This is a genomic window from Streptomyces sp. GQ60, from assembly GCF_059758875.1.
Genome location: NZ_JCAXEG010000014.1, coordinates 163669 through 185481, shown reverse-complemented (window position 1 = coordinate 185481; position 21813 = coordinate 163669). Strand labels below are relative to the sequence as shown.

The 21813-nt window shown below is 72.9% G+C and carries 20 protein-coding genes and 1 pseudogene; 11 read left to right on the top strand and 10 right to left on the bottom strand.

Annotation, left to right across the window (positions count from 1 at the left end):
- Window positions 1-512: 512 nt before the first annotated feature.
- Both AC6CKD_RS29085 and AC6CKD_RS29080 read left to right on the top strand, forming a co-directional pair.
- Window positions 513-1442, top strand: coding sequence for a DUF7916 family protein (locus AC6CKD_RS29085; protein ID WP_498331295.1), 930 nt, complete (start codon window positions 513-515; stop codon window positions 1440-1442).
- A 94-nt stretch (window positions 1443-1536) separates the two neighbouring features.
- Window positions 1537-2223 (top strand): DUF4230 domain-containing protein, encoded by a 687-nt coding sequence (locus AC6CKD_RS29080; RefSeq protein ID WP_498331294.1) that lies wholly within the window; start codon window positions 1537-1539, stop codon window positions 2221-2223.
- Between the two features lie 19 nt (window positions 2224-2242).
- On the opposite strand, the gene AC6CKD_RS29075 is transcribed toward AC6CKD_RS29080, so the two are convergent.
- The 5 genes and pseudogenes from AC6CKD_RS29075 to AC6CKD_RS29055 form a co-directional block, all read right to left on the bottom strand.
- The gene (locus tag AC6CKD_RS29075) at window positions 2243-2980 is read right to left on the bottom strand and encodes an SAM-dependent methyltransferase (RefSeq protein WP_498331292.1); all 738 of its coding nucleotides are present in this window, start codon (window positions 2978-2980) and stop codon (window positions 2243-2245) included.
- A gap of 122 nt (window positions 2981-3102) precedes the next feature.
- A complete protein-coding gene (locus AC6CKD_RS29070; RefSeq protein WP_498331290.1) occupies window positions 3103-4167 on the bottom strand; it encodes a WD40/YVTN/BNR-like repeat-containing protein in 1065 nt (354 codons plus the stop codon).
- Window positions 4168-4281: 114 nt separating this feature from the next.
- Window positions 4282-4992, bottom strand: a complete 711-nt coding sequence (locus AC6CKD_RS29065; RefSeq protein WP_498331289.1) for a glycoside hydrolase family 16 protein — start codon at window positions 4990-4992, stop codon at window positions 4282-4284.
- Window positions 4993-5174: 182 nt separating this feature from the next.
- Entirely contained in the window at window positions 5175-5879 is a 705-nt protein-coding gene (locus AC6CKD_RS29060) for a dioxygenase family protein (RefSeq protein WP_498331287.1), read from the bottom strand.
- Between the two features lie 186 nt (window positions 5880-6065).
- Window positions 6066-6619, bottom strand: a pseudogene (locus AC6CKD_RS29055) (N-formylglutamate amidohydrolase).
- Between the two features lie 71 nt (window positions 6620-6690).
- Here AC6CKD_RS29055 and AC6CKD_RS29050 point away from each other — a divergent pair.
- Entirely contained in the window at window positions 6691-7332 is a 642-nt protein-coding gene (locus AC6CKD_RS29050) for a peptidylprolyl isomerase (protein WP_498331285.1), read from the top strand.
- Between the two features lie 16 nt (window positions 7333-7348).
- Here the strand turns inward: AC6CKD_RS29050 and AC6CKD_RS29045 are convergent, their stop codons facing one another.
- Window positions 7349-9778, bottom strand: coding sequence for a SpoIIE family protein phosphatase (locus tag AC6CKD_RS29045; protein WP_498331283.1), 2430 nt, complete (start codon window positions 9776-9778; stop codon window positions 7349-7351).
- The gene (locus AC6CKD_RS29040) at window positions 9775-13794 is read right to left on the bottom strand and encodes a HAMP domain-containing protein (RefSeq protein ID WP_498331281.1); all 4020 of its coding nucleotides are present in this window, start codon (window positions 13792-13794) and stop codon (window positions 9775-9777) included. Before AC6CKD_RS29040 ends, AC6CKD_RS29045 begins: the two co-directional genes overlap by 4 nt.
- A 350-nt stretch (window positions 13795-14144) precedes the next feature.
- On the opposite strand from AC6CKD_RS29040, the gene AC6CKD_RS29035 reads away from it, so the two are divergent.
- Window positions 14145-14672, top strand: coding sequence for an ATP-binding protein (locus tag AC6CKD_RS29035; RefSeq protein ID WP_498331279.1), 528 nt, complete (start codon window positions 14145-14147; stop codon window positions 14670-14672).
- Between the two features lie 30 nt (window positions 14673-14702).
- On the opposite strand, the gene AC6CKD_RS29030 is transcribed toward AC6CKD_RS29035, so the two are convergent.
- Window positions 14703-15047: an STAS domain-containing protein gene (locus AC6CKD_RS29030; RefSeq protein WP_498331278.1), complete on the bottom strand. Its 345-nt coding sequence runs from the start codon at window positions 15045-15047 to the stop codon at window positions 14703-14705.
- A gap of 401 nt (window positions 15048-15448) precedes the next feature.
- Here AC6CKD_RS29030 and AC6CKD_RS29025 point away from each other — a divergent pair, with 401 nt between their 5' ends.
- The 5 genes from AC6CKD_RS29025 to AC6CKD_RS29005 all read left to right on the top strand — a co-directional run bounded on the left by AC6CKD_RS29025 (window position 15449) and on the right by AC6CKD_RS29005 (window position 18548).
- Window positions 15449-16375 carry a SigB/SigF/SigG family RNA polymerase sigma factor gene (locus AC6CKD_RS29025; protein ID WP_498331276.1) on the top strand — a complete coding sequence of 309 codons (927 nt, stop codon included), beginning with the start codon at window positions 15449-15451 and terminating at the stop codon, window positions 16373-16375.
- A 9-nt stretch (window positions 16376-16384) separates the two neighbouring features.
- Window positions 16385-16735 carry an STAS domain-containing protein gene (locus AC6CKD_RS29020; protein WP_498331274.1) on the top strand — a complete coding sequence of 117 codons (351 nt, stop codon included), beginning with the start codon at window positions 16385-16387 and terminating at the stop codon, window positions 16733-16735.
- A complete protein-coding gene (locus AC6CKD_RS29015) occupies window positions 16732-17688 on the top strand; it encodes an anti-sigma factor RsbA family regulatory protein (protein WP_498331272.1) in 957 nt (318 codons plus the stop codon). Before AC6CKD_RS29020 ends, AC6CKD_RS29015 begins: the two co-directional genes overlap by 4 nt.
- 183 nt (window positions 17689-17871) lie before the next feature.
- Window positions 17872-18303 carry an ATP-binding protein gene (locus tag AC6CKD_RS29010; RefSeq protein WP_498331270.1) on the top strand — a complete coding sequence of 144 codons (432 nt, stop codon included), beginning with the start codon at window positions 17872-17874 and terminating at the stop codon, window positions 18301-18303.
- A 122-nt stretch (window positions 18304-18425) separates the two neighbouring features.
- The gene (locus AC6CKD_RS29005; RefSeq protein ID WP_498331268.1) at window positions 18426-18548 is read left to right on the top strand and encodes a hypothetical protein; all 123 of its coding nucleotides are present in this window, start codon (window positions 18426-18428) and stop codon (window positions 18546-18548) included.
- Between the two features lie 59 nt (window positions 18549-18607).
- Here AC6CKD_RS29005 and AC6CKD_RS29000 read toward each other — a convergent pair whose 3' ends face one another.
- On the bottom strand, window positions 18608-19675 hold the full coding sequence (locus tag AC6CKD_RS29000) for a mechanosensitive ion channel family protein (protein WP_498331267.1): 1068 nt from the start codon (window positions 19673-19675) through the stop codon (window positions 18608-18610).
- Window positions 19676-19895: 220 nt separating this feature from the next.
- On the opposite strand from AC6CKD_RS29000, the gene AC6CKD_RS28995 reads away from it, so the two are divergent.
- Complete coding sequence (locus AC6CKD_RS28995; RefSeq protein ID WP_498331265.1) at window positions 19896-20345, top strand: SRPBCC family protein; 450 nt, start codon at window positions 19896-19898, stop codon at window positions 20343-20345.
- A 9-nt stretch (window positions 20346-20354) separates the two neighbouring features.
- Here AC6CKD_RS28995 and AC6CKD_RS28990 read toward each other — a convergent pair whose 3' ends face one another.
- Window positions 20355-21071, bottom strand: coding sequence for a VanZ family protein (locus AC6CKD_RS28990; protein WP_498331264.1), 717 nt, complete (start codon window positions 21069-21071; stop codon window positions 20355-20357).
- 224 nt (window positions 21072-21295) lie between these two features.
- Between AC6CKD_RS28990 and AC6CKD_RS28985 the strand changes: the two genes are divergently transcribed.
- Window positions 21296-21661, top strand: a complete 366-nt coding sequence (locus tag AC6CKD_RS28985) for a PRC-barrel domain-containing protein (RefSeq protein ID WP_498331262.1) — start codon at window positions 21296-21298, stop codon at window positions 21659-21661.
- Window positions 21662-21813 lie beyond the last annotated feature (152 nt).

Below are 21813 nucleotides of genomic sequence, written 5' to 3'. Positions count from 1 at the left end.
TCAGGCGCCGATCCGACCCTGGATCGAAGGCCACGGGCACGTGGGACACCGCTTTCCGCGTCCGCTCCGCGACGGGGCATGCCGTGCGTGCGGAAACTGAACAGCGCCGGGCCCTGGCGGGGCACCGACACCACCCCGTGCGCCATGGGGCGGGCCTACGAGCGCCTCGTCCTCGGAACCGCACGCGGCCGGCGGACCGGCGGCGGCTCACCGGCCGGCTGCTGGGCAACGCCACGGGCGGCGACCGGCTGCGGGCCGGTCTGCCGGCGGCCTGGACCGTCGCCGAACAACCCCCTCATCGCCCGGACTGCCGCGCTCCTGGCCACGGCCGCCCTGTGATCGGAACCTGGAGGGTCCACTGGGCGGCGCGTCCGCGTGCTCGGGGTCGGCGGTCCAGCCCGTCGGGGCCGGGAGGCCGCGTACGGCAGTGGGGAACGGGCAGGGCCAAGGGCCCACGTCGGGGGACCAACGGCGGCCGGGAGCCGGGGCGGCCGGTGGCTAGGGTCGTAGCCATGACCACTCCGCGCATCCTCGACCTCGACCGCGACGCCCTCTCCGCCCTGCGCGGCCGGGAGCTGACCCGGGCGGTGGCCGCCGCCGAGGGCCGCACCATGGTGGCCGAGGTCTTCGCCGAGCGCGCCGCGCTCTCCCCGCACCCCGACGGGCGCGGCGTGCACAACGCCGAGCTGGTGGCCGCCTTCGGCGCCGACATCGTCATCCTCAACCTCATCGAGCGGGCCTGGGACGGGGAGCGGCTCGTCATGCCCGGTCTCGGTACCTTCACGTCCTTCACCGATCTCGCCCGCCTGATCGGTCGCCCCGTCGGCGTGAACCTGGAGCCCGGCGACGTCCCGGAGATCCGCCGCGCCACTTCCGGGCATGCCCGGCGCCTCGTCGACATGGGCGCCGCCCTGCTGTGCATCACCGCCAACCCCGGGACGGGCGGCACCTACGACGGCATGGCTCGGGTCACGGAGGAACTGCGCAAGGGGCTCGGCGACGACGCGGCCCTGTGGTCGGGCAAGATGCACCACGCGGGCTGCCCCGAACGCGTCACCCCCGCGCGGCTGACCGCCCTCGTCGACGCCGGCGCTGACGGCGTGGTCGCGCCGCTGCCCGGCACCCTGCCCGGCATGACCCGCGAGCTGGCCGCGACGGCCGTCGCGGCGGTCCAGGACGCGGGTGCGATCGTCATGGGCGCCATCGGCACCAGCCAGGAGGGCTCCCACGCGAACGTCGTGCCGCAACTCGCCCTGAACGCCAAGGAAGCCGGCTTCGACGCCCACCACTTCGGCGACTCCTACCTCCCCGGCATGTGCGACCCCGAGGTCATGTACGCCTACTCGGTGGCCATCCGGGGCCGCCGCCACACCTGGAACCGCATGTCCTTCGCCCCCGGCCGCTCCGCCCACAACCAGGGCGCATCGGGCGGCGCCTGGTAGCCCGGGCGGCGGCTCTCCGGCCGAGCGGGCCCGCGTCCGCGACCCCCGCGCACTTCGCGGAGTGGGAGCGCGCGGGGCGGGGCATCAGCGGGGCATGGACAACTCGGAGCACGACGCGGAGCGTGAACCCGCTCCGCGGAGAGAGCTGCGGCGGGCGCCGTGGTGGGGGCGGGCCTTGGGCGGGCTGGCCGTGCTGGCGGTGGCCCTGGTGCTGGCCGGCCGTTTCAGTCTTCTGCCCTCCTTCGGCGGCCTGTTCGGGGAGGAGACCGTGGACCGCTCGGGGCCGGTCCTGCTCAAATCCATCCAGGACATGAACCGTTACGAGGGCGCCGTCGGCAACTTCCAGGTCGTGGTGGACCTGGAGAAGGACGCGGCCTTCCTGCCGGACTCCGTCCGGGGGACCCGGACCCTCTACGTCGGAGCGGGTTCCGTGAGCGGCTACGTGGATCTGGGCGGGCTCGGCGCGCAGGCCGTCACCGTGAACGAGGAGCGCACCAAGGTCTCGCTCCGTCTGCCCCACGCCGTCCTCGGCACGGCGGCGCTCGATCTGGACCGCTCGTACGCCGTGTCCAAGCAGCGGGGACTGCTGGACCGGCTGGGCGACCTGTTCACCGACAATCCGGCCGGCGAACAGGCCGTACAGCGCCTGGCCGTTCAGCACATCACGGAAGCGGCCCGCGACAGCGGCCTCGTCGAGCGCACGGAGAAGAACACCACGACGATGCTGGAGGGCCTGCTCCGCTCCCTGGGTTTCCAGGAGGTCACGGTCGCCTACGCGTGACGCCGTCGAACCACGTCCTTCAGCTCGGCGTCCGGCACAGGACCAGGGAAACGAAACCCCAGCTGTCCCGGTAGGTGCGGAGCCATTCGGTGCGGCGGGTGGTGGCCGTCGCCAGCACGTGCGCGCTGTCCGGATCGTCGGGGTGGTCCAGGGCCCACGACGCCAGCGACCCCCAGCAGGCCCATTCGTAATCGTCCAGCTCGCGGCGGGTGCTGACGTGCCCGTGTACGGGAGTCCACCCGTCGGCGACGACACGGTCCACGGTGGTCGCCAGGTCGGCCAGGTCGCCGAACATCTCGACGGCCTCCGGGGACGGCGGGCGGTCCCAGAATCCCTCGCCGATCAGGACCCGGCCGCCGGGAGACAGGTGCTTGCGCGCGGCGGCGAGGGTGGGCAGCAGACCACCGAAGGCATGCGTGGCGCCGACGCTGAGCACCAGGTCGAACGGCTGCGGGGAGACGAAGTCCGCGGCCTCCTGCCGGTGCAGGGCCAAGCGCTCCCGGACACCGAGGCGGCCCGCCGCCTGGTCGGCCTGCGCCAGGGCGTCTTCGGAGACGTCGACGCCCTCGGCCCGCAGTGCCAGGCGGCCGGCCAGAGCGCGCAGGAGCCATTCCCCGCTGCCGCAACCGAGATCGAGCACCCGCTCGTCGCCGCGCGGGAGGGCCCGCTCCAGGAGTCTGCGTACCGACTCGTCGTCGAGCGGTGATTTTATCGGGTGGTCGGCATGGGCGATCCTGGAGATCTGTTCACGGTTCACCGGCGCAGCTTGCCAGCCCCCGGAGACCGCGCGCACCTCGATTTCGATCACGGGGCGGACCGCCGGAACGACCACCGGCGCAAGGGGCCCGGCCCCCGCGCACGGCGGCAGGGTCGGGCCGGTCAGCCCCCGCGCACGCCCTCCAGCCGCCCGACCCGCCCCTTCTCTCCCGACGCCCAGCAGCCGGCGTCCGGCGCGCAGGCGACCGTGTCGAACGACCCCGGGTCCAGCGCCCGCCAGGTCCGGCCGCCGTCCCCGGTCACGTCCGTGCCCGTCGGGCCCACCGCAAGGGCCGTACCGGCGCCGTACGGGAACCAGGCCGCGCCCGAACGGTAGGCCGGCGGCGGGGTCGACGCGGGGCGCCAGGTGCGGCCCGCGTCCGAGGACACCGCCGCGGCCTGCGGGGACGCCTGCCCGGTGCGGTAGTCACCGCCGACCGCCAAGCCCCTCGTACGGTCCCGGAAGGCGAGGGCGAAGACCCCGCGCGCCGGGTCGCCCGCCGGGAGCGCGGAGTCGGCGGCCCGCCAGGTCAGGCCGCGGTCCGCGGAGTGCAGCACCCGCGCGACCGGGCCCCCGCCGGTGGCCAGCCAGACGTCGCGCGGCCCCGCGGACACCAGGCACTGGCCGCTTGCCGCGAAGCCCGCCTCCCCCGGCAGCGCATCCGGCATCCCGGTGTTCGGCAGCACCCGCCAGCTCCGACCGCCGTCGTCCGTGGACAGGATGCGGAACTTGCCGTCCACCGGGTCGCTCATCGCGAGCCCGCGCCGGGAGTCGAAGAAGGTCAGGCAGTCGTAGAAGGCCCGCGGGTCGGGGTTTCGGAAGGTCTCCGTCCATGTGGCGCCTCCGTCCTCGGTGCGCAGCACCCTGGAGGCCTCCCCCTCGCCGATGGACAGGGCCACGGCACGCTGCCCGTCGAAGGCCTCGATGTCCCGCAGCTCCAGCCCCTCCGCGACGGCCCCCGGCGGCGAGACGTCGCGCCAGCTGCGCCCGCCGTCCGAGGTCCGCAGCACGGTCCCCTTCGATCCGGCGACCCAGGCCGTGGACCGGCTCACCGCAGCCAGTCCGCGGAAGCGGGCGTCCTTGCCGGTCTCCTTCATCGCCCAGCGCGCACCGCGAAGGTCCCGTGACGCGTCCGCGGCTTGCGCCGGGGCGGCCACCACCCCCGACAACAGAGCCACCGCGCACATGCCAACTCCCAGAAGTCTCATGGCGCCGGAAGCTAACGCACCCCGGATTCGGCGTCCAGGGCGAGTCCCGGCCACCGGCTTCCCCTCGAATCCGGCCGCCGCCGCGTTGTCGCCTCAGAGCAACCCGTGACGCGTCCGGAACACCCGCACCTGCGCAACCTCGTAGGACAGCTCCGTCACGCCGGGCTCCGGCGCCGGGTGGTACCTGCCCGCGCAGACCGAGAGGTTGACGATGAGGTAGGCGGACCAGCCTCGGCCGACTCCCCTGCCGTCGCTGAAGACCCGGTCGCCGTTGACCCACCAGACGACCGAGCCCCTCCCGAACTCGACCTTCAGGTCGATCCACCCTCCGGGCCGGACGGCCGGGTCGCGGTGGTAGCGGTGCGCCTCCCGGACGTGGTTGGAGAGTTCGAGGAGGTCCGGGTTGTCAGGGTGGTACTCGAAGACGTCGATCTCCTGGCCTCCGTCGCGCCAGGTCCAGATGGCGGGCCAGGCCCCGAGTTGCACCGGCAGCTTGACCCGGGCCTCCAGCACGTCACCGGTGCGCACCTGGAAGCCCTCGTCGCTGCCCTCCGTGGTGAGCAGCCCGCTGTCCCAGTTGCCGTCGGGGCGCGGAGTAGCCCGGAAGACCCCGCCGCGGCTGTAGGCGGGGTCGTCGGTGAGGTGGTCCAGCTTGTTGTCGCCCGGGTTGACCGGGCCGCCGTCGGGATATGCCCACGAGCGGCCGGCGATCCATTGGGAGGTCGAGGCGAAGTCGGCAGTGAAGACGGGAGTCCGGCGCGGGCGGGGCAGGTGCCGCAGCCGTTCGATCAGGTGCGTGAGCATGCCGGATATCTGCCCGCCAGGTGTTCCCGTACACCTGGATCATCACTCAGCGCAATGGAGTAGGCACACTGTGTCCCCCTTCGGGTGGCGCCCGTCTTGCCGTGCCCCCGCCCGGGGCCTGCCGGTGCCAGGGCGTGGGCCCGGCCTACGCCGCTTCGATGCCGGGCAGCGTCCGCCGGATGTCAGCTGATGCCCACGGTGTACGCCGCCCGGTAGCCGGCCGTGTCCGGCGCCGGGGTCAGGGTCATCGCGGGGCCCGACTCCCGGTAGCGGCTGTCGCGGGTGTTGGGGTGGGCCGGTGCCGGGCGGCGGGCGTAGGGCTGGAGCGTGTAGACGCGCGCGAGGAGTTCCTCCGGGAAGAAGAACTGCGACGACGTCTCGGTGTGCTGGTCGGGACGCAGCTTGAAGTGGATGTGCGGCGCCAGGCCCCGGTACCAGCCCGGCACGATGGTGCGGAAGGTGCAGCGCCCGGCGGCGTCCGTGAGCTGGGTGCCGCGCAGGTAGGTGTCCTCACCCGTCGAGTACGTACCGGAGGGGTCCGCGTGCCAGACGTCGACCGCGGCGCCGGAGACCGGTCGGCAGCCGGCCGATGCCCGGACCACCGTCAGGTCCAGTCGGAACGGCACGCCGGCCCGGCCCTCCGTGATGTCGGACCGGACCCGGTCCAGGTCGAGGTAGTACGGACCCTCGCCCGACTCCGTGGTCAGCACGCACGCCGGGGCGGACGATGCCGTCGCGGCCGCGGACACGGGGGCCTGGGGCCTGCCTGCCGCGCCCCGGGTGGCGTCCGGACCTGAGCAGGCCGCCGCCAGTGCGGCGGCTCCGGCCGATCCGGCGGCCAGCAGGAGCGTGCGGCGGCTGGTCCGGGCGTTGCCGTGCTCCGTCATGTGCAATCCTTCGCGCGCTTCGGTGGCCGTCATGGCGGACGGCCACCGGCCGCGCCCACCGTGCCGGACGCCAAGCGACCGGACCAGGACCGACACGCACCCGGGCCCGGCGATCCACCGCCCGGCCCGCCCGGTCGGCACGGCCGCCTCCGGTGCCCGTGGGGAGCAGGCCGTCCACGAGGTGCGTCAAGGTCGCCGCCAGCGCGGCGCGGCCGGGCCGCCGGGCTCCGACAGGTACGTGTCGCGGCGGATCTCGACCATCAGCGCGCCGACCCGGTCGTCCTCCCCGTAGTACGTCAACGGCACGTACGTGCCGGCGAAGGGGCTGCCGCGCCCGGTGCCGCCGAAGCGCGCGAACGCCCTCTCGGCGGCGGAGAGGAGGGCGCCAGGGGTGTGGAAGGGGTCCGTGCCCAGGCAGACCGGCGGGCGGCGGCCGTCGCCGTGGAGTTCGTACGGGAGGGCCCCGTCGGGTACGAGTGCACGTCGATGATCACGGCCCGTCCGGCAGCCGCCAGCCGGTCCTCCACCGCCCGCGTCATCGCGCCCGCGTACGGGTGGAAGTAGCGGTCGAGCAGGGGCTGGGCGTGGTCGAGTTCCCGTGCGAGCGCGGCCTCGTCCGGACGCGGCCGCGCTCGACGGCGGGCCCCCGTGCGGGCATGACGGGCCGTATCCTCCCCCGCGGGCGGCGGGCCACGCCCGCTGACGGCTGCCGCCCGGTCCGCTGATCGAAGGACACGCACGGCGTTTCTCCCCGGCGCGGAGCGGGACACCTGTATCAAGATCCGGTCCCTGCTCTTGGATTGGATGTCCCATGCTCTCGAACGTTCTCCGCGTGGCCGCCGGCGCCGCACTCGCCGCCGGGCTGGTCAGCGGGCCCACGGGGTCGGCTTCGGCTGCCGCCTCCGCCTGTGTGTACACGCCGGACGGGAAGGCCGCCAGGAACGTGGGTACTCCGTCCGGGGACGTCAGCCGTCTCCGGCCGTACGCGGCCACGCTCCGCACCAGCCACGGCGTCGTGGTCTTCGAAGCCGATACGGCGAAGGCGCCGTGCACCGCGCACTCCTTCGCCTACCTGGCCGGCCGGGGGTACTTCGACGGGACCACGTGCCACCGGCTCACCACCGCCGGCATCTTCGTCCTGCAATGCGGGGACCCGACCGGCACCGGCTCCGGCGGACCCGGCTACCGGTTCGGGGACGAGAACCTGGCGGGCGCCGTCTACCCGGCCGGTACGGTCGCCATGGCGAACGCGGGGCCGGGAACCAACGGCAGCCAGTTCTTCCTCGTGTACGAGGACACCCGGCTGCCCCCGCACTACACCCCGTTCGGCAAGATCACCCGGAACGCGCACGTGCTGGACGAGATCGCGCGGAAGGGGACCGCGGACGGCGGGGGCGACGGAGCGCCCAAGCAGCAGGTGGTCGTCGACTCCGTTCGGATCGCCGCCCGGTAGCCGGCCGGCCGGGCCGTCAGCCGACCCGGATGCCGATCACGCACGTGTCGTCGTCCGTGTCGGAGCGGCTCTCGGCCAGGATGCGGTCCAGTTGGCCGTCGAGATCCCCGGCCGCGGCGGCCGCCACGTGCACCAGGTGGCCGAGCGACTCCTGCACCGAGGAGTCCCGGCGCTCCACCAGCCCGTCCGTGTACATCAGCAGGGTGTCGTCCGGTTCGAGCCGCACCTCCCGCTCGACGTAGGTGACTTCGGGCAGGGCACCGAGGAGCAGCCCCTCGATGAGCGGGAAGGCCTCCGCCTCCCCGCGCCGGACGAGTACGGGGGGCAGGTGCCCGGCGCGGGCCCAGCGCATCACCCTGGTGCGCGGGTCGAAGAGGCCGCAGACGGCGGTGGCCGTCACGTGCTTGGCCAGGTGGTGGGTGACCGTGTTGAGCCAGGACAGCAGCTGGGCGGGGCCCGCGCCGGTGACGGCGAGGCCGCGCAGGGCGTTGCGCAGGACGACCATGCCGGTGGCCGCCTCGATGCCGTGCCCGGCGACGTCGCCCACCGACAGCATGACCAGCCCGGAGGGCAGCACCACGGTGTCGTACCAGTCTCCGCCGACGAGCGCCTCGATCTCCGCGGGCCGGTAGCGGACGGCGACCCGCAGGCCGGGCGCCTCGATGGCCGGTGGGGTGGGGGGCATGATGGCGTGCTGCAGCTGGAGGGCCAGGCGGCTGCGCTCGGCGGACTCGGCCTCGGTGTGGGCGAGTTGGTCCCGGGTCGCGGCCAGGGCCACCTCGGTCCAGTGCTGGGCGGAGATGTCCTGGTAGGCGCCCCGCACGGCGTGCAGCCGCTGGTCCGCGTCGAGGACGGGCTCGGCGACGACCCGGATGTGGCGGGTGATTCCGTCGGGTCTGCGCAGGCGCAGGTTGACGGAGGCGGGGCGGCGGTGGCGCAGGACGGCGCGCAGGAAGCGCCCGAGGGCCGCGGAGTCGTCGGGGTGCGCGTAGCCGGGGAGTTCGCGCAGCCGGACCGGGGACGCGGTGGGCGGGAGCCCGTGGAGGTCGTAGAGCTGGGCGTTCCAGGTGGTCTCCCCGGTGACGAGGTTCTCCTCGAAGCCTCCGATCCTGCCCAGGCGCTGGGCGTGCTGGAGGAGGTTGGCCAGGCGGGCCGTCTCGTCCTGGATGCGCCAGATCAGCAGGACGGCGGAGCCGTGGCGGCTGACGCTGATGTTCGCCAGCGAGGTGACCGGGATCTGGTCGACGAGCGCGGTCAGGCTCATGCGTTCGGCACGGAAGGGCTCGCCCGTCGCGTGCACGCGCTCGATGATGTCGAAGAGCCCGCTCTCGCCGGCGGCCAGGGGATAGGCCTCCAGCAGCAGCGCGCCGTTGACGTCGCCGCGCGGCCGTCCCACCGGGTCGACGAAGCGGCTGCCGGTGTGCCGGATCCGGAAGTCGGCGAGCCGGCCCTCGGCGTCGAGGACCGGGGTGAGGACCACGGCGGGGTCCTGGAGTCCCTCGGCGAGGTCGATGAGCTCGGCGACGTCGGGGAGGACCGCGTCGGCGGCCGCGGGGTCGCGCGGGGGCGAAGCGTCCATGGTGCGGGCGCACAGTTCGGCGAGGGCCTCGACCTGCCGCTCGATCTGGGGCGACTGCGGCTCCAGGGGCCGCGGCCAGCAGATCTCCAGGACGCCCTGGATCCGTCCGCCGGTCCCCGTGGGCACCGCCATCCGCCCGCCGCCGGGCCATTCGGCGCGGCCGATGGAGGGGAGCCCTTCCCGGTCGAGGTCCGTGAGGGTGACCAGCCGGCGTTCCCCCAGCGCGAGGCGGGCGACGGTGGAGACGCCCGGCGGCACGTGGCGCCAGCGGGCGGCTTCCCTGGGCGGGAAACCGGCGTGGCCCGCGAGGGCCAGCGAACCGTCGGGCACTGCGGACCACACGGCCACGGCCACCGCTCCGAGCGGGCCCAGGGCGTTCGTCAGGAGGGACTCGGCGACCGCCTGGGTGTCGGCGGCGACGGCGAGCACCCCGCTCTCGGCGGTGCGCAGCCGCACCGACACCGCGGACTGCCGCTCGGCCGGGTCGGAGCCCGCCGTCCCCGTACGTTCGACGAAGTCCGCGGCGATCTCGCTGACGTGGTCGCGGGAGGCCTGGTTGACGATGTCGGCGGCGAGTTCGAGGGGGGACATTCCGCTCTCGCGGCTCAGCACGTCGAGCTGGCGGGCCGCCGCGGCCGGCGTGCAGTTCAGCTGCCCGATCAGGATGCCCTTGGCCAGCTCGACCAGGGCCCGCCCGTCGGCGGCCACTTGGGCCTCCAGGACCTCGCGGCGCAGCCGTTCCACGGTGGCGACGAGGCGCCCCAGGGGCGTCGGAGCCTGCTGCGGGACGATGCCGCCCGTAGGCCGGTCGCCGTCGGGTGATCCCGGCCGGCGGGCGTCTTCGTACCGGCGCGTGTACTCGGTCACCGGGTGAGCCAGCGCCGGATGCGGGCGATGAGGTCGTCGGCGTCCACCGGCTTGGTCACGTAGTCGCTGGCGCCCGCGGCGAGGCTCTTCTCCCGGTCCCCGGGCATCGCCTTGGCCGTGACCGCGATGATGGGCAGTTCCACGTACTGCGGCATCCGCCGGATCTCCGCGGTGGCGGCGTAGCCGTCCAGTTCGGGCATCATCACGTCCATCAGGACGATGTCGACGCCGGTGTTGCGGACGAGGGCGTCGATGCCCTTGCGGCCGTCCTCGGCGCGGAGCACCCGCATGCCGTGCAGCTCCAGGACCCCGCTCAGGGCGAAGAGGTTGCGTGCGTCGTCGTCGACGACGAGGACGGTACGTCCGGCCAGGTCGCCTTCGAGCACGTGCTCGGCGTGCCGGCTGGGCGCGTCGCCGTGCACCAGGGGCAGGACGTCCCCGGGCTGTTCGGCGGACAGGTGGAGCGCGATGCGCTCGCGCAGCTCGTCCAGGCTGGAGAGCAGTTCCACCCGGCGTGACGCTGATCGCGTCCGCAGGGCCGCCTCCTGGCCGGTCCGCACGCGGGGGTTGTTGTGGGCGAGGACGGGCAGCGAGGCGAGGGCCGGATCTCCGTCGAGGGCGTCGAGGAAGCGGAGCGCTTCGCCGTCGGGCAGGTCCAGTTCCAGGACGACGCAGTGGAAGGAGTGCGCCGCCAGGGCTGCGGCGGCCTCGCGGGAGCTCGTGGCGTTGACCACGTGGATGCCGCCCCGCTCCCCCGCCGACCGGTGGCCGGGGGCGAAGTCCCGGTCGGCGCTCTCGGCGACGAGGGAGAGCAGGCCGTTGGTCCGCTCCTCGATCACCAGCAGGCGCCGGGGCCCCCGCTGGTCCGGGAGTACGGGCTTGCCGGGACGGCCCTGCCCCACCGATCGGTACGAGGCCCCGGGCGGGAGCGCCAGGGGGGTCTCGGGGTAGGGGGCGTCCTCGTAGTCCGCGCGGCTGACCGGCAGGTAGAGGGTGAAGGTGCTGCCCTGGCCGGGGGTGCTCTCCGCGGTGACGGCCCCGCCGAGGAGCTGGGCGATCTCGCGGCTGATGGAGAGCCCGAGGCCGGTGCCTCCGTACTTGCGGCTCGTGGTGCCGTCGGCCTGCTGGAAGGCGCCGAAGACCGACTCCAGCTGCTGTTCGGGGATGCCGATGCCCGTGTCGCGCACCCGGAAGGCCAGTATCGGGCCGCGCCGGACGAGCCCGGTGGGGATCTCGGGGGCCCCGGCCGGCTCGATGCGGAGTTCGACGCGTCCGCGCTCGGTGAACTTCACGGCGTTCGAGAGGAGGTTGCGCAGGATCTGGCGCAGCCGCGAGTCGTCGGTGAGCAGGTCGTCGGGGGCGTCGGGGGCCGTGGTGACGGTGAAGTCGAGGCTCTTCTGCGTGGTCATCGGCCGGAATGTGGCATCGACGTACTCCAGGAGCTGGGGCAGGTGGACCCGCTCGGGGTTGATGTCCATCTTCCCGGCCTCGACCTTGGACAGGTCGAGGATGTCGTTGATCAGCTGGAGGAGGTCCGAGCCGGCCGAGTGGATGATGCCGGCGTACTCGACCTGCTTGGGGGTGAGGTTGCGGGCGGGGTTCTGGGCGAGCAACTGGGCGAGGATCAGGAGGCTGTTGAGCGGGGTGCGCAGCTCGTGGCTCATGTTGGCCAGGAACTCGGACTTGTAGGTGGAGGCGAGCGACAGCTGTTGCGCGCGGGTCTCCAGCTCCTGCCGGGCCTGCTCGATCTCGAGGTTCTTCGCCTCGATGTCGCTGTTCTGGCTGGCGAGGAGGGCCGCCTTCTCCTCCAGCTCCGCGTTGGAGCGCTGGAGTTCCTCCTGCTGGACCTGGAGTTCCTCCGAGCGGGCCTGGAGCTCGCCGGTCAGCCGCTGGGACTCGCCGAGGAGTTCGTCGGTGCGGGCGTTGGCGACGATCGTGTTGACGTTGGCGCCGATCGCCTCCATCAACTGGGCGAGGAAGTCGCGGTGCACGGGGTTGAAGGCGGTGAAGGAGGCGAGTTCGATGACGCCGAGGATCTGGTCGTCGACCACGATCGGCAGGATGATCAGGCTGCCCGGAGTGGTGTGGCCCAGCCCGGAGGAGATCACGTAGCCGCCGGGGACCTGGTCGGTGGCGATGATCCGGCGGCTGCGGGCCGCCTGTCCGACGAGGGACTCTCCGAGGGCGAAGACGGCGCCCTCGGTCGCGGCGGCGGAACGCCCGTAGGAACCGACGAGGGTGAGCACGGTGCCGCCGGGGCGGTCCTCGGCCAGGTAGAAGGCTCCGTACTGGGCGGCGACGAGCGGCGTCAGTTCGTCCATGACGAGTTCGGCGACGGCGGCGAGGTCCCGGTGGCCCTGCATCAGGCCGGAGATGCGGGCCAGGTTCGATTTCAGCCAGTCCTGCTCCTGGTTGGCCCGGGTGCTCTCGCGGAGCGAGCCGACCATGGAGTTGATGTTGTCCTTGAGTTCGGCCACCTCGCCGGAGGCGTCGACCGTGATCGAGCGGGTCAGGTCGCCCTCGGCGACCGCGCTGGCCACCTCGGCGATGGCCCGGACCTGGCGGGTCAGGTTGCCGGCGAGCTCGTTGACGTTCTCCGTCAGGCGCTTCCAGGTCCCGGAGACGCCCTCGACCTCCGCCTGGCCGCCGAGGCGCCCCTCGCTGCCCACTTCGCGGGCGACCCGGGTCACTTCGGCGGCGAAGGCCGAGAGCTGGTCGACCATCGTGTTGATGGTGGTCTTCAGCTCCAGGATCTCCCCGCGCGCGTCCACGTCGATCTTCTTGGACAGATCGCCGTTGGCGACGGCCGTCGTGACGAGGGCGATGTTGCGGACCTGGCCGGTGAGGTTGTTGGCCATGGAGTTGACGTTGTCGGTGAGGTCCTTCCAGGTTCCCGCCACGTTGGGCACCTGTGCCTGGCCGCCGAGCCGGCCCTCCGTGCCCACCTCGCGGGCCACCCGGGTCACCTCGTCGGCGAACGCGGACAGGGTGTCGACCATCGTGTTGATGACCCCGGCCAGTGCGGCGACCTCGCCCTTCGCCTCCACCATGATCTTCTGCGAGAGGTCGCCGCGGGCGACGGCGGTGGCCACCTGGGTGATGGAGCGCACCTGACCGGTCAGGTTGTAGGCCATGACGTTGACGTTGTCGGTCAGATCCTTCCAGGTGCCGGAGACGCCCCGGACCGTGGCCTGGCCGCCCAGGTTGCCCTCGGTGCCGACCTCGCGGGCCACCCGGGTGACCTCGTCGGCGAACGCGGAGAGCTGGTCGACCATCGTGTTGATGGTCTCCTTGAGCTCCAGGATCTCCCCGCGCGCGTCCACCCGGATCTTCTGGGTCAGGTCGCCCTGGGCCACGGCGGTGGTGACCTCGGCGATGGAGCGCACCTGGGCGGTGAGATTGTCGGCCATGACGTTGACCGATTCCGTCAGGTCCTTCCACGTACCGGATACGCCCTGGACGTCCGCCTGGCCGCCGAGCCGGCCCTCGGTTCCGACCTCGCGGGCCACCCGGGTCACCTCGCCGGCGAATCCGGAGAGCTGGTCGACCATCGTGTTGATGGTCTCCTTCAGCTCCAGGATCTCCCCCCGGGCGGTGACGGTGATCTTCTGCGAGAGGTCGCCCTTGGCCACGGCGGTGGCGACCTGGGCGATGGAGCGCACCTGGGCGGTCAGGTTTCCGGCCATGAAGTTGACCGAATCCGTGAGGTCCAGCCAGGCACCGCCGACGCCGGGTACGTCGGCCTGGCCGCCGAGCGTCCCCTCGGTGCCCACCTCGCGGGCCACCCTCGTCACCTCGGAGGTGAACAGGGACAACTGGTTGACCATCCCGTTGAAGACGGTGGCGATCTCCCCGAGGAGCCCGTCCGCCGCATCGGGCAGCCGGGTACGGAAGTCCCCGTCGCGTACGGCGGTCAGCCCGGCCAGCAGCCTGCGCAGCTCCGCCTCGCCGATCCCGCCCTCGCCCGGGAGCGGGGACACCCCGCCCGCCGAACCCGTGCCCGCCCGCTCGGCCATCCGCCCCAACCTCACACTCGAAACCGACACTCCGACGAACGGGGCAAGAAGGACCCCGGTTTCGGGGCGCACCGATGCGCCCGGCTCCGCGGGGGGTCCGTCTTCGCCGCACCACCGGTCCGGTGCAGGCTAGCGCCGCCGAAGGGACCATAAGGCACGGTTGATCACACCGGGGACAGCGCATCCGCCTGCCGGAAGGAGAGGTCCGCGAGAAGGACCGCCACGCCCGTCCCGAACACACCCCGGCGCACGGCGTTTTGGAAGCCCCGGGACGCCTCCGGGTGCTCCGCCGGGTTCCGGGTAGACGAACCGGTGACACTCGCACACAACGGAGGAAAAGGGGTGAAGGCGTGGCGGTCAAGGCTGTGGGCTGGGCCCGTTCGTTTCCCGTCGCGCAGGGCGTCCGGGCGGCGCGGGAGTGGACGGCGGGCCACCTGGCGTCGCTGGCGTGGAGCGGTTCGGTGGCCGAAACCGGGTACTCCGTGCTGATCTGCGTCTCCGAACTCGTCACCAACGCGCACCTGCACGCGGCCGGCACCGCTCACCTGGTGCTGACCTGGGACGGCTGCTGCCTGCACGTGAGCGTCGCGGACGCCGATCCGCGGCTGCCACGTGGCCGGGATCCCGCTGCCGACGCGGGTGCCACGTCGGGCCGGGGGCTGGGGATCGTCACCGCGCTGGCCGATTCGCTGGACGTCCACGCCTGCCACGGCGGCAAGGCGATCACCGCGTGCTTCCGGCCCGGCGGCGGACCGAACCCGCACGAACGGGAGCCGGATGCGCGGCAGCCGGATGCGCGGGAGTCCTCTGCGCGGCAGCCGCGCACGCAGGAGCCGTCTCCGCACCACCCGCCCGCCGGGGGCCGGGACGCCGGCTGACCGGGCAACGGCCGAAAAGCACGCACTGGTTCACGCCTCGGCGGCGGCTTCGACGCTCGCGTGCAGGGACAGCACCGTATCGGCCCCGGTCACGGCGAAGAGCCGGCGCAACTGCTCGCCGGGAGCGGCGATCCGCAGGGTCGTGAGGCGGTGCAGCCGCAGCAGCAGGTTCAGGAAGGAGGAGTCTCCGAAGGTGATGGAACCGGCGTCCAGAACCACCAGCGGATGCCTGCCGGCAGCTTCCGTGAGGGCCTCCTCCAAAGGAACCAGCGTGTCCTGGTCGAGCTCGCCCCGGGCCACCACCACCCAGCCGGCGCCTGCCGGGTAGCCGTCCCCGACCACGCCCTGCCCGTATCCGTCCCCTGCTCCGGTCATGTCCGCCTCCCCGGATCGTCGGTCGTACGTCCTTCCAAGGGAGTATGCCTGCTCGCCGCTCCGGCGCCCGCGTCGGCTACCCCCCGTTCTCCTGCCCGCCCCTGCCGTGCGCTTCCCGGAACTCCACGCCGTACGCCCGGCCGTCCCGCAGCGGTACCCACACCACGCGGTCGGACCGAGTCCATTGCGCCGTCCGGCAGGTACAACACCCCGAAGACAACGCCCATTTCGCCGTCGACCGCCAGAGCCCACTGCACTGCCGGCACTACCGCAAACGGTCTTCGGCACCGCCGCGCCGCACACCTCGCGGAAGAAACAATGCAATCGATGTGTGTAGACCTCGCCAGGCGGGGCAGAAGCGCCCCCGGCAGCCGTCAGTCGATCGGGAGGGAGCGGCCACCATGCACCGCTCGGCCACCGTTGTAGGCCCCATTCATGCAGCAGACGCTCAAGTACCCTCGTGTGACCGGGAGTCCGGGGGAGCGCCCACGCAGGACACGGACCTGTTCCGGGTGGAAAACGCGCGGGAGATGGCGCCCGGTGACGCCCGGGAGCTCTCGCGCCTCTTCTTCGCGAGGCTGCGCACCCTGGAGGAGGGGACGCGCGAGTACCAGTACACGCGCAACACCCTCATCGAGATGAACCTGTCCCTCGTCCAGTTCGCCGCGCGGCGCTTCCGGGCCCGTGTGCTCGGCGGCGGTCTCGACATGGACGACGTCATCCAGGTGGGAACCATCGGCCTGATCAAGGCCATCGACCGCTACGACACGGAGCGCGAGGTCGAGTTCTCCACCCTCGCCCTCCCGTACATCACCGGTGAGATCAAGCGCTACTTCCGCGACACCACCTGGGCCGTGCACGTACCGCGCCGCCTGCAGGAACTGCGTACGGAACTCGCCAAGGCCCAGGACGCCCTGAGCGACGTCCTGGGCAGGGCGCCGAAGGTCAAGGAGATCGCCCAGCACCTGGAGCTGTCCGAGGACGAGGTCATCGAGGGGCTGGTCGCGGCGAACGGCTACACGAGCAGCTCCCTCGACGCCGCCGCGACAGACGGGGACGCCCCGTCCGCGGCGGGCCGCAGCGCCCGGCCGATGACGGAGCGCCACGGCGCCGTCGATCCCGGCATGGAGCTCTTCGAGGAGTTCCACACCCTCGCACCCCTGCTGGAGCAACTGGACGAACGCGACCGGCTCATCCTGCGGATGCGCTTCGGCGAGGAGAAGACCCAGGCGGAGATCGGGGCCGTGCTCGGCGTCTCCCAGATGCAGGTCTCCCGCATCCTGTCCCGGACCCTGGCACGGCTGCGCACCGGCATGCTCGCGGTGTAAGAAAGGACCATGAACTCCCCATCCGGCGCGGGGGCGGCAGCGGGCGCTTCGGCCCCGCTGACCGTCCGGCCGTGGCAGGACCGTCCGGGCGCGCGCCTGAGCGGTAGCTGCGACCTCGACACCCGGCAGTGCCTGTCCGCCGCGCTCGGCGCCGTGACCGCGATTCCCGGCCCCGTCGTCCACCTCGACCTGTCCGCCGTGGTGTTCGTCGACACGTCCGCGGTCGCCGCCCTCGTACGGGCATCGGCCGCCCTCAGCGGGCAGGGTCGACGCCTGTTGCTCCACGACCCGCCGTATTCGCTCCGCAAGGTCGTGGAGATGTTCCCGGACGAATGCGCCGCGCTGGAGGTCGCAGCATGATCACTGTTCCTGAGCCCGCCGGGCCCGGGGCCTTCGTCCATCCCGCCCTCTTCTACCGGGACCTCGACGCGTACGTGGCCGGCGTGGGCGGGTTCGTGAGCGCCGCCCTGTCGGCCGGTGAACCGGTCCTCGTCGCCGTACCGGGTCCGCGCCTGGACGCCCTGCGCGAGAGCCTCGGCGCAAGCGCCGCGGGCGTCACCTGGACGGACATGACGGAGCTGGGCCGCAACCCCGGCCGCATCCTGGCCGGCTTGCAGGATTTCGCCGACCTGCACGTGAGCCGGGCGGCCCGGATCGTCGGAGAGCCGATCTGGCCCGGCCGCTCCCCCGCCGAGGTCCTGGAGGCCACCCGGCACGAGGCCCTCATCAACACGGCCTTCGCCGGCCGGCCCGCCACCGTGCTGTGCCCGTACGACGTACGGGCACTGGCGCCCGACGTGCTGGCCGACGCCCGGCGCACGCACCCCACGCTGATCGAGGGGGGACGGGAGTCGGCGAGCCCGGCGTACACCGGCGCCGTGAGGGTCTCGGCGGACTGCGACCGGCCGCTGCCCGAACCCGAGGGTGGGGCGCTCCTGTTCGCGTATTCCCACGGAGGGCTGGCCGAGGTGCGCCGGTTCGCCGAGAACTGGGCCCGCGGGACCGGTCTGACCCCGGCGCGGCGCGGGGACCTGGTCCTGGCCGTCAGCGAGGCCGCGGCCAACTCCCTGTCCCACGGAGGCGGGAAGGGCACCCTCCGCTTGTGGGCCACCGTCGGCGCAGGTGCGGGAGTCGTCGCCGAGATCCACGACGCGGGCCGCCTGGCCGACCCCCTCGCGGGGCGCCGTCGTCCCTCCCTGGCCTCGCCCAACGGCGGCCGAGGCCTGTGGATGATCCATCAGCTCTGCGATCTGGTCGAGGTCCGGGCCGTGGACGACGGCTTCACGCTGCGGCTCCACATGACAGCGCCCTGACGCCGGAGGTCACCTACACTCGGGGTCGGGCTCGGGTGTCCTCGGGCCGCTCGGGGGCATACGGACAGTCCGGGACACCGGCCACAACCTGGCCGGGCGGTCCCGGAAGCAGCGAACAGAGCGGTATCGGCACGGGGGTGCGAGAGCACGGTGGAGACCATCGGACCGGAAACGGGAGATCCAGTGAGCGCCGGCCTGCCCGGTGGCGGGCAGCGGCGCCGCCTCGCCCTGACGGGCGTCCGCGGCGCGGTGGCCAAGGGCCGCGACTTCACGCGCCGGGCCCTGCGCGACTGGGGCTGGGACGGAACCGAGACCGCCGAGGACGCCCTGCTCCTCGTGTCCGAGCTGCTGACCAACGCCTCCCTGCACGCGGACGGCTGCCGGGAGCTCGTCCTCACGGCCGGGGAAACGCTGCGCATCGAGGTGTGCGACGGCACGACGGCCCTGCCCCTGCTGCACCCGGCCCCGCGGCGCGGCATGCCGGGCGGCCACGGGCTGCACATCGTGGAGCGGCTGTCCGACCGCTGGGGCGCGCACGTCCACGAACACGGCAAGGCCGTCTGGGCCGAGATCGAGGCCGCCCGTCTGGTGTCCGGCAGGCCCGCGGCCCGCTGACCGGGCCGGGGACCGCCGGGTCCGCCCGGTGGATCCGGCCCATCGGTCCGCGGCTTCGGACCTGCCCGCCGGCCGTCCTCGAGGGAGGGCGTCTTTCCGGCCGCCGGGGGCAGGAGCGTTTCATGACCTCTCATCAGCTCACCTCCCTGGCCCTGGCCCCGGCGATCGGGCCCTCCTGGGTGCACCTGCTCGTCATCGCGTTCGCGCTGATCGTCCTCGTACACACCCTCGCCCGGCACCGGTAGGAACGCGCGCGTCGCCGGGAGCCGCGTACCGTACGGGCCCGGCCCTGCGGGGTATCCCGTCAGCGGCCGGGCCCGTCCAGCGTGTCCTGCGGTCCCGGAGCCCGGTCCAGCAGGACGCGGGGCAGGGCGTCGGGGTGCTTCTCCGCCAGCCAGGCGATCAGCCGCTCGCGTACGGCGCAGCGCAGCGTCCAGAGGTCGTCGGCGTCCTTGGCCGTGACGATGGTCCGCACCACGATGGTGGAGGGCGTCGTCTCCGTGACGGCGAGGTCCCAGCCGCGGCCGTCCCACTCCGGGCGGTCGCGCAGGATCTCGTGGACCTTGTCCCGCAGGAGGTCCACGGGCGCGCTGTGGTCGCAGTGGAGGAAGACCGTGCCGGTCATCTGGACGCCGCCGCGCGACCAGTTCTCGAAGGGCCGGGTCGTGAAGTACGAGACGGGCATGGTGATGCGGCGTTCGTCCCAGGTGCGTACGGCGAGGAAGGTGAGGGTGACGTCCTCGACCACCCCCCACTCGCCGGCGACCACGACCGTGTCTCCGATGCGCACCAGGTCGCCGAAGGCGATCTGGAAGCCCGCGAAGAGGTTTCCCAGGGTGGACTGGGCCGCCACGCCGGCCACGATTCCGATGATCCCGGCAGAGGCGAGCACGGAGGTGCCGAGCGCGCGGAAGCTCGGGAAGGTGAGGAGCATCGCGGCGACCGCCATCGCGGCCACGACGACCGTCACGACCCTCGTGATCAGGGTCACCTGGGTACGGACCCGGCGTACCCGGGCCGGGTCGCGGGCGGCGGTGGCGTAACGGGCGTACCCCGACTCGACGGCGGCGGAGGCCACGACCACGATCAGCCAGGCGCCGGCGCCGATCAACGCGAGGGAGAGGATCCGGCCCGCGGCCGCGGAGTTGTCCCGCAGCGGCGGCCATCCCGTCTGCGGGTAGGCGCCCTTGAACAGCGCGGCGAGCAGGACGATCCGCAGGGCGTGGCGGCAGCGGCGCAGCAGGTTCCACAAGGGTGTTTCGGGGTGGCGCGCGGCGGCGCGGCGGAGCAGTCGGTCGACGGCCCAGCCGGCCGCGGCGGTGAGCAGGGTCGAGCCCCCCAGAACGGTCAGGAGGCGAAGGGCTGTGTTCATGTCTCCCCAGTGGGTGGAAACGGCACGGACTCCCGCGCGGCTTCCCCCACGGCGGGGACCTGACACGGGGAAGCCGCCCTCGCCGGTCCCGGTCGCACGCCAACGGGGCCGCTGCGGACCGCGCATGGGGCTCCGGGCCGCGGGTAGCCGCGCCCCGAGACGTTCTGACGGAAGGCCCGCACACCGGTGCGGGCCGCTGACGACCCGGAAGGGGTGGCGCATGTCGCACGTCGAGGAGCACGTCGAGGTCAACGTCCCGGTACGCACGGCCTACAACCAGTGGACGCAGTTCGAGGACTTCCCCGTCTTCATGGAGGGGGTCGAACGTATCGTCCAGCGCACGGACACGCTCACCCACTGGGTGACGAACGTGAACGGGGTGCAGCGCGAGTTCGACGCGCAGATCACCGAGCAGCTCCCGGACCGGCGCGTCGCGTGGATGACGGTCGGCGGGGAGGCCCGCCAGGCCGGGCTCGTCACCTTCCAGCCGATCGACGCGACCACCACGAAGGTCGTCCTCCACATGAACTGGGCCCCCGACGGCCTGGCCGAGGCGGCGGCCGACAAGCTCGGCTTCGTCAAGCGCCAGGTCGCGGGTGACCTGCTGCGGTTCAAGCTGTTCATCGAGTCGCGCGGGATCGAGACCGGCGCCTGGCGCGGCGAGGTCTGACCGCGCGGGTCACCTGTCGCGGTGGAAGGCCTTCCGCCAACCTGCGCGACTCGGCTCCGAGTTCGGCTTCGGTTTCCCCTTCGGAGCCGGCTTCGGAGCCGTCGTCGGTTCCGGCCTCGGTTCCGGCCTCGGTTCCGGCCTCGGTTCCGGCCTCGGCGAGGGTACGAGTACGTCTCGCCGGGTCCAGCGGTGCCACCAGTGCCTGCGGGCCGGATGCACGGCCCGCCCCAGTCGGCGGCCGATCAACAGGTATCCGAGCAGGGCTCCGGTCGTGTTGAGGATCACGTCGTCGATGTCGAAGACGCGTCCCGTGACGAGGGCGCCCTGGATCAGCTCCACCAGCGTCATCAGACAGACCGTCACCCCGGCGACCCGCAGCAACCCTCGGGCCGCCGGCATGAGGACGGGCAGGAGCACCCCGAACGGCAGGCCCAGCAGCAGGTTTCCGCCCAACTGGCGCACCGCCTCGACGGTCGACGCCCCGTCCAGATAGGCGCTGATCGAATGGCCGGGCCGGACGTTGCTGTGCACCAGGGCCACCGAGGCGGCGGACGGTTCCAGCGTGAGCCGTCCCAGGACCACGCTGAACAGGACGGTCCCGACGAAGGCCGCCCCCATGGCCAGCGCCCGGATGGCCGGGTGCGCCGGTCGGCGTCGTCGCCGGCCGGCCGTCACTGTCCCGCTGTCGGGGCTCTCACCGCGCCGCGGCGCGTGTCTGCATGTCATGGCGGCGCTTCTGCCCTGCGAAGGGTCCGGTACGCCCCCGCGCCCCATCCCCCGACGGCCGGCGGGTGCGGCAGTACCGTCGGCACACGGACGGCGAATGAAGGACCGAAGCCGGGGCAGGCGAGTTCGGGCGGGGCGCGGACAGCGCCGCGTACGACATCGGAAGAGAGGGACGGCGGGCACCGCCTCGCCGCTCCCCTGTCTGGCGAAGGAGTTGTTTTCGCGTGACTGAGCATGTGTGGAGCTACAGGTCGACCGCCGGCCACCTGACCGGTGGCGATCTGGTCGGGTACACGGTCGAGGCAACCGACGGCAGCATCGGCAAGGTCGACAAGCACTCCGACGAGGCCGGTGACGCCTACCTGGTCGTGGACACCGGGATCTGGATCTTCGGCAAGGAGGTCCTGCTGCCTGCGAGCACCGTGATCATCGTCGACGTGAACCAGGAGAAGATCTACGTGGACGGCACCAAGGAGCAGATCAAGAACGCTCCGGAGTTCCACCGCGAGAAGCACCTCGACGACGTCGGCTACCGAGAGGAGCTCGGCGCCTACTACTCCGTCGGCGGCTTCGGCGGCCGCATCATCTGACCGCAGTCATCCGACCGCAGCCGCGACCGGGCCCGGACTCGACGAGTCCGGGCCCGGTCCGTGCTCGCGGTACGCGGCACGGGCACGCGGCACGCACGGCCGGCCGGCCGGGCGGCCCCGGGGCCCCCGTCACCGGCCCGCCGCCGTCACCC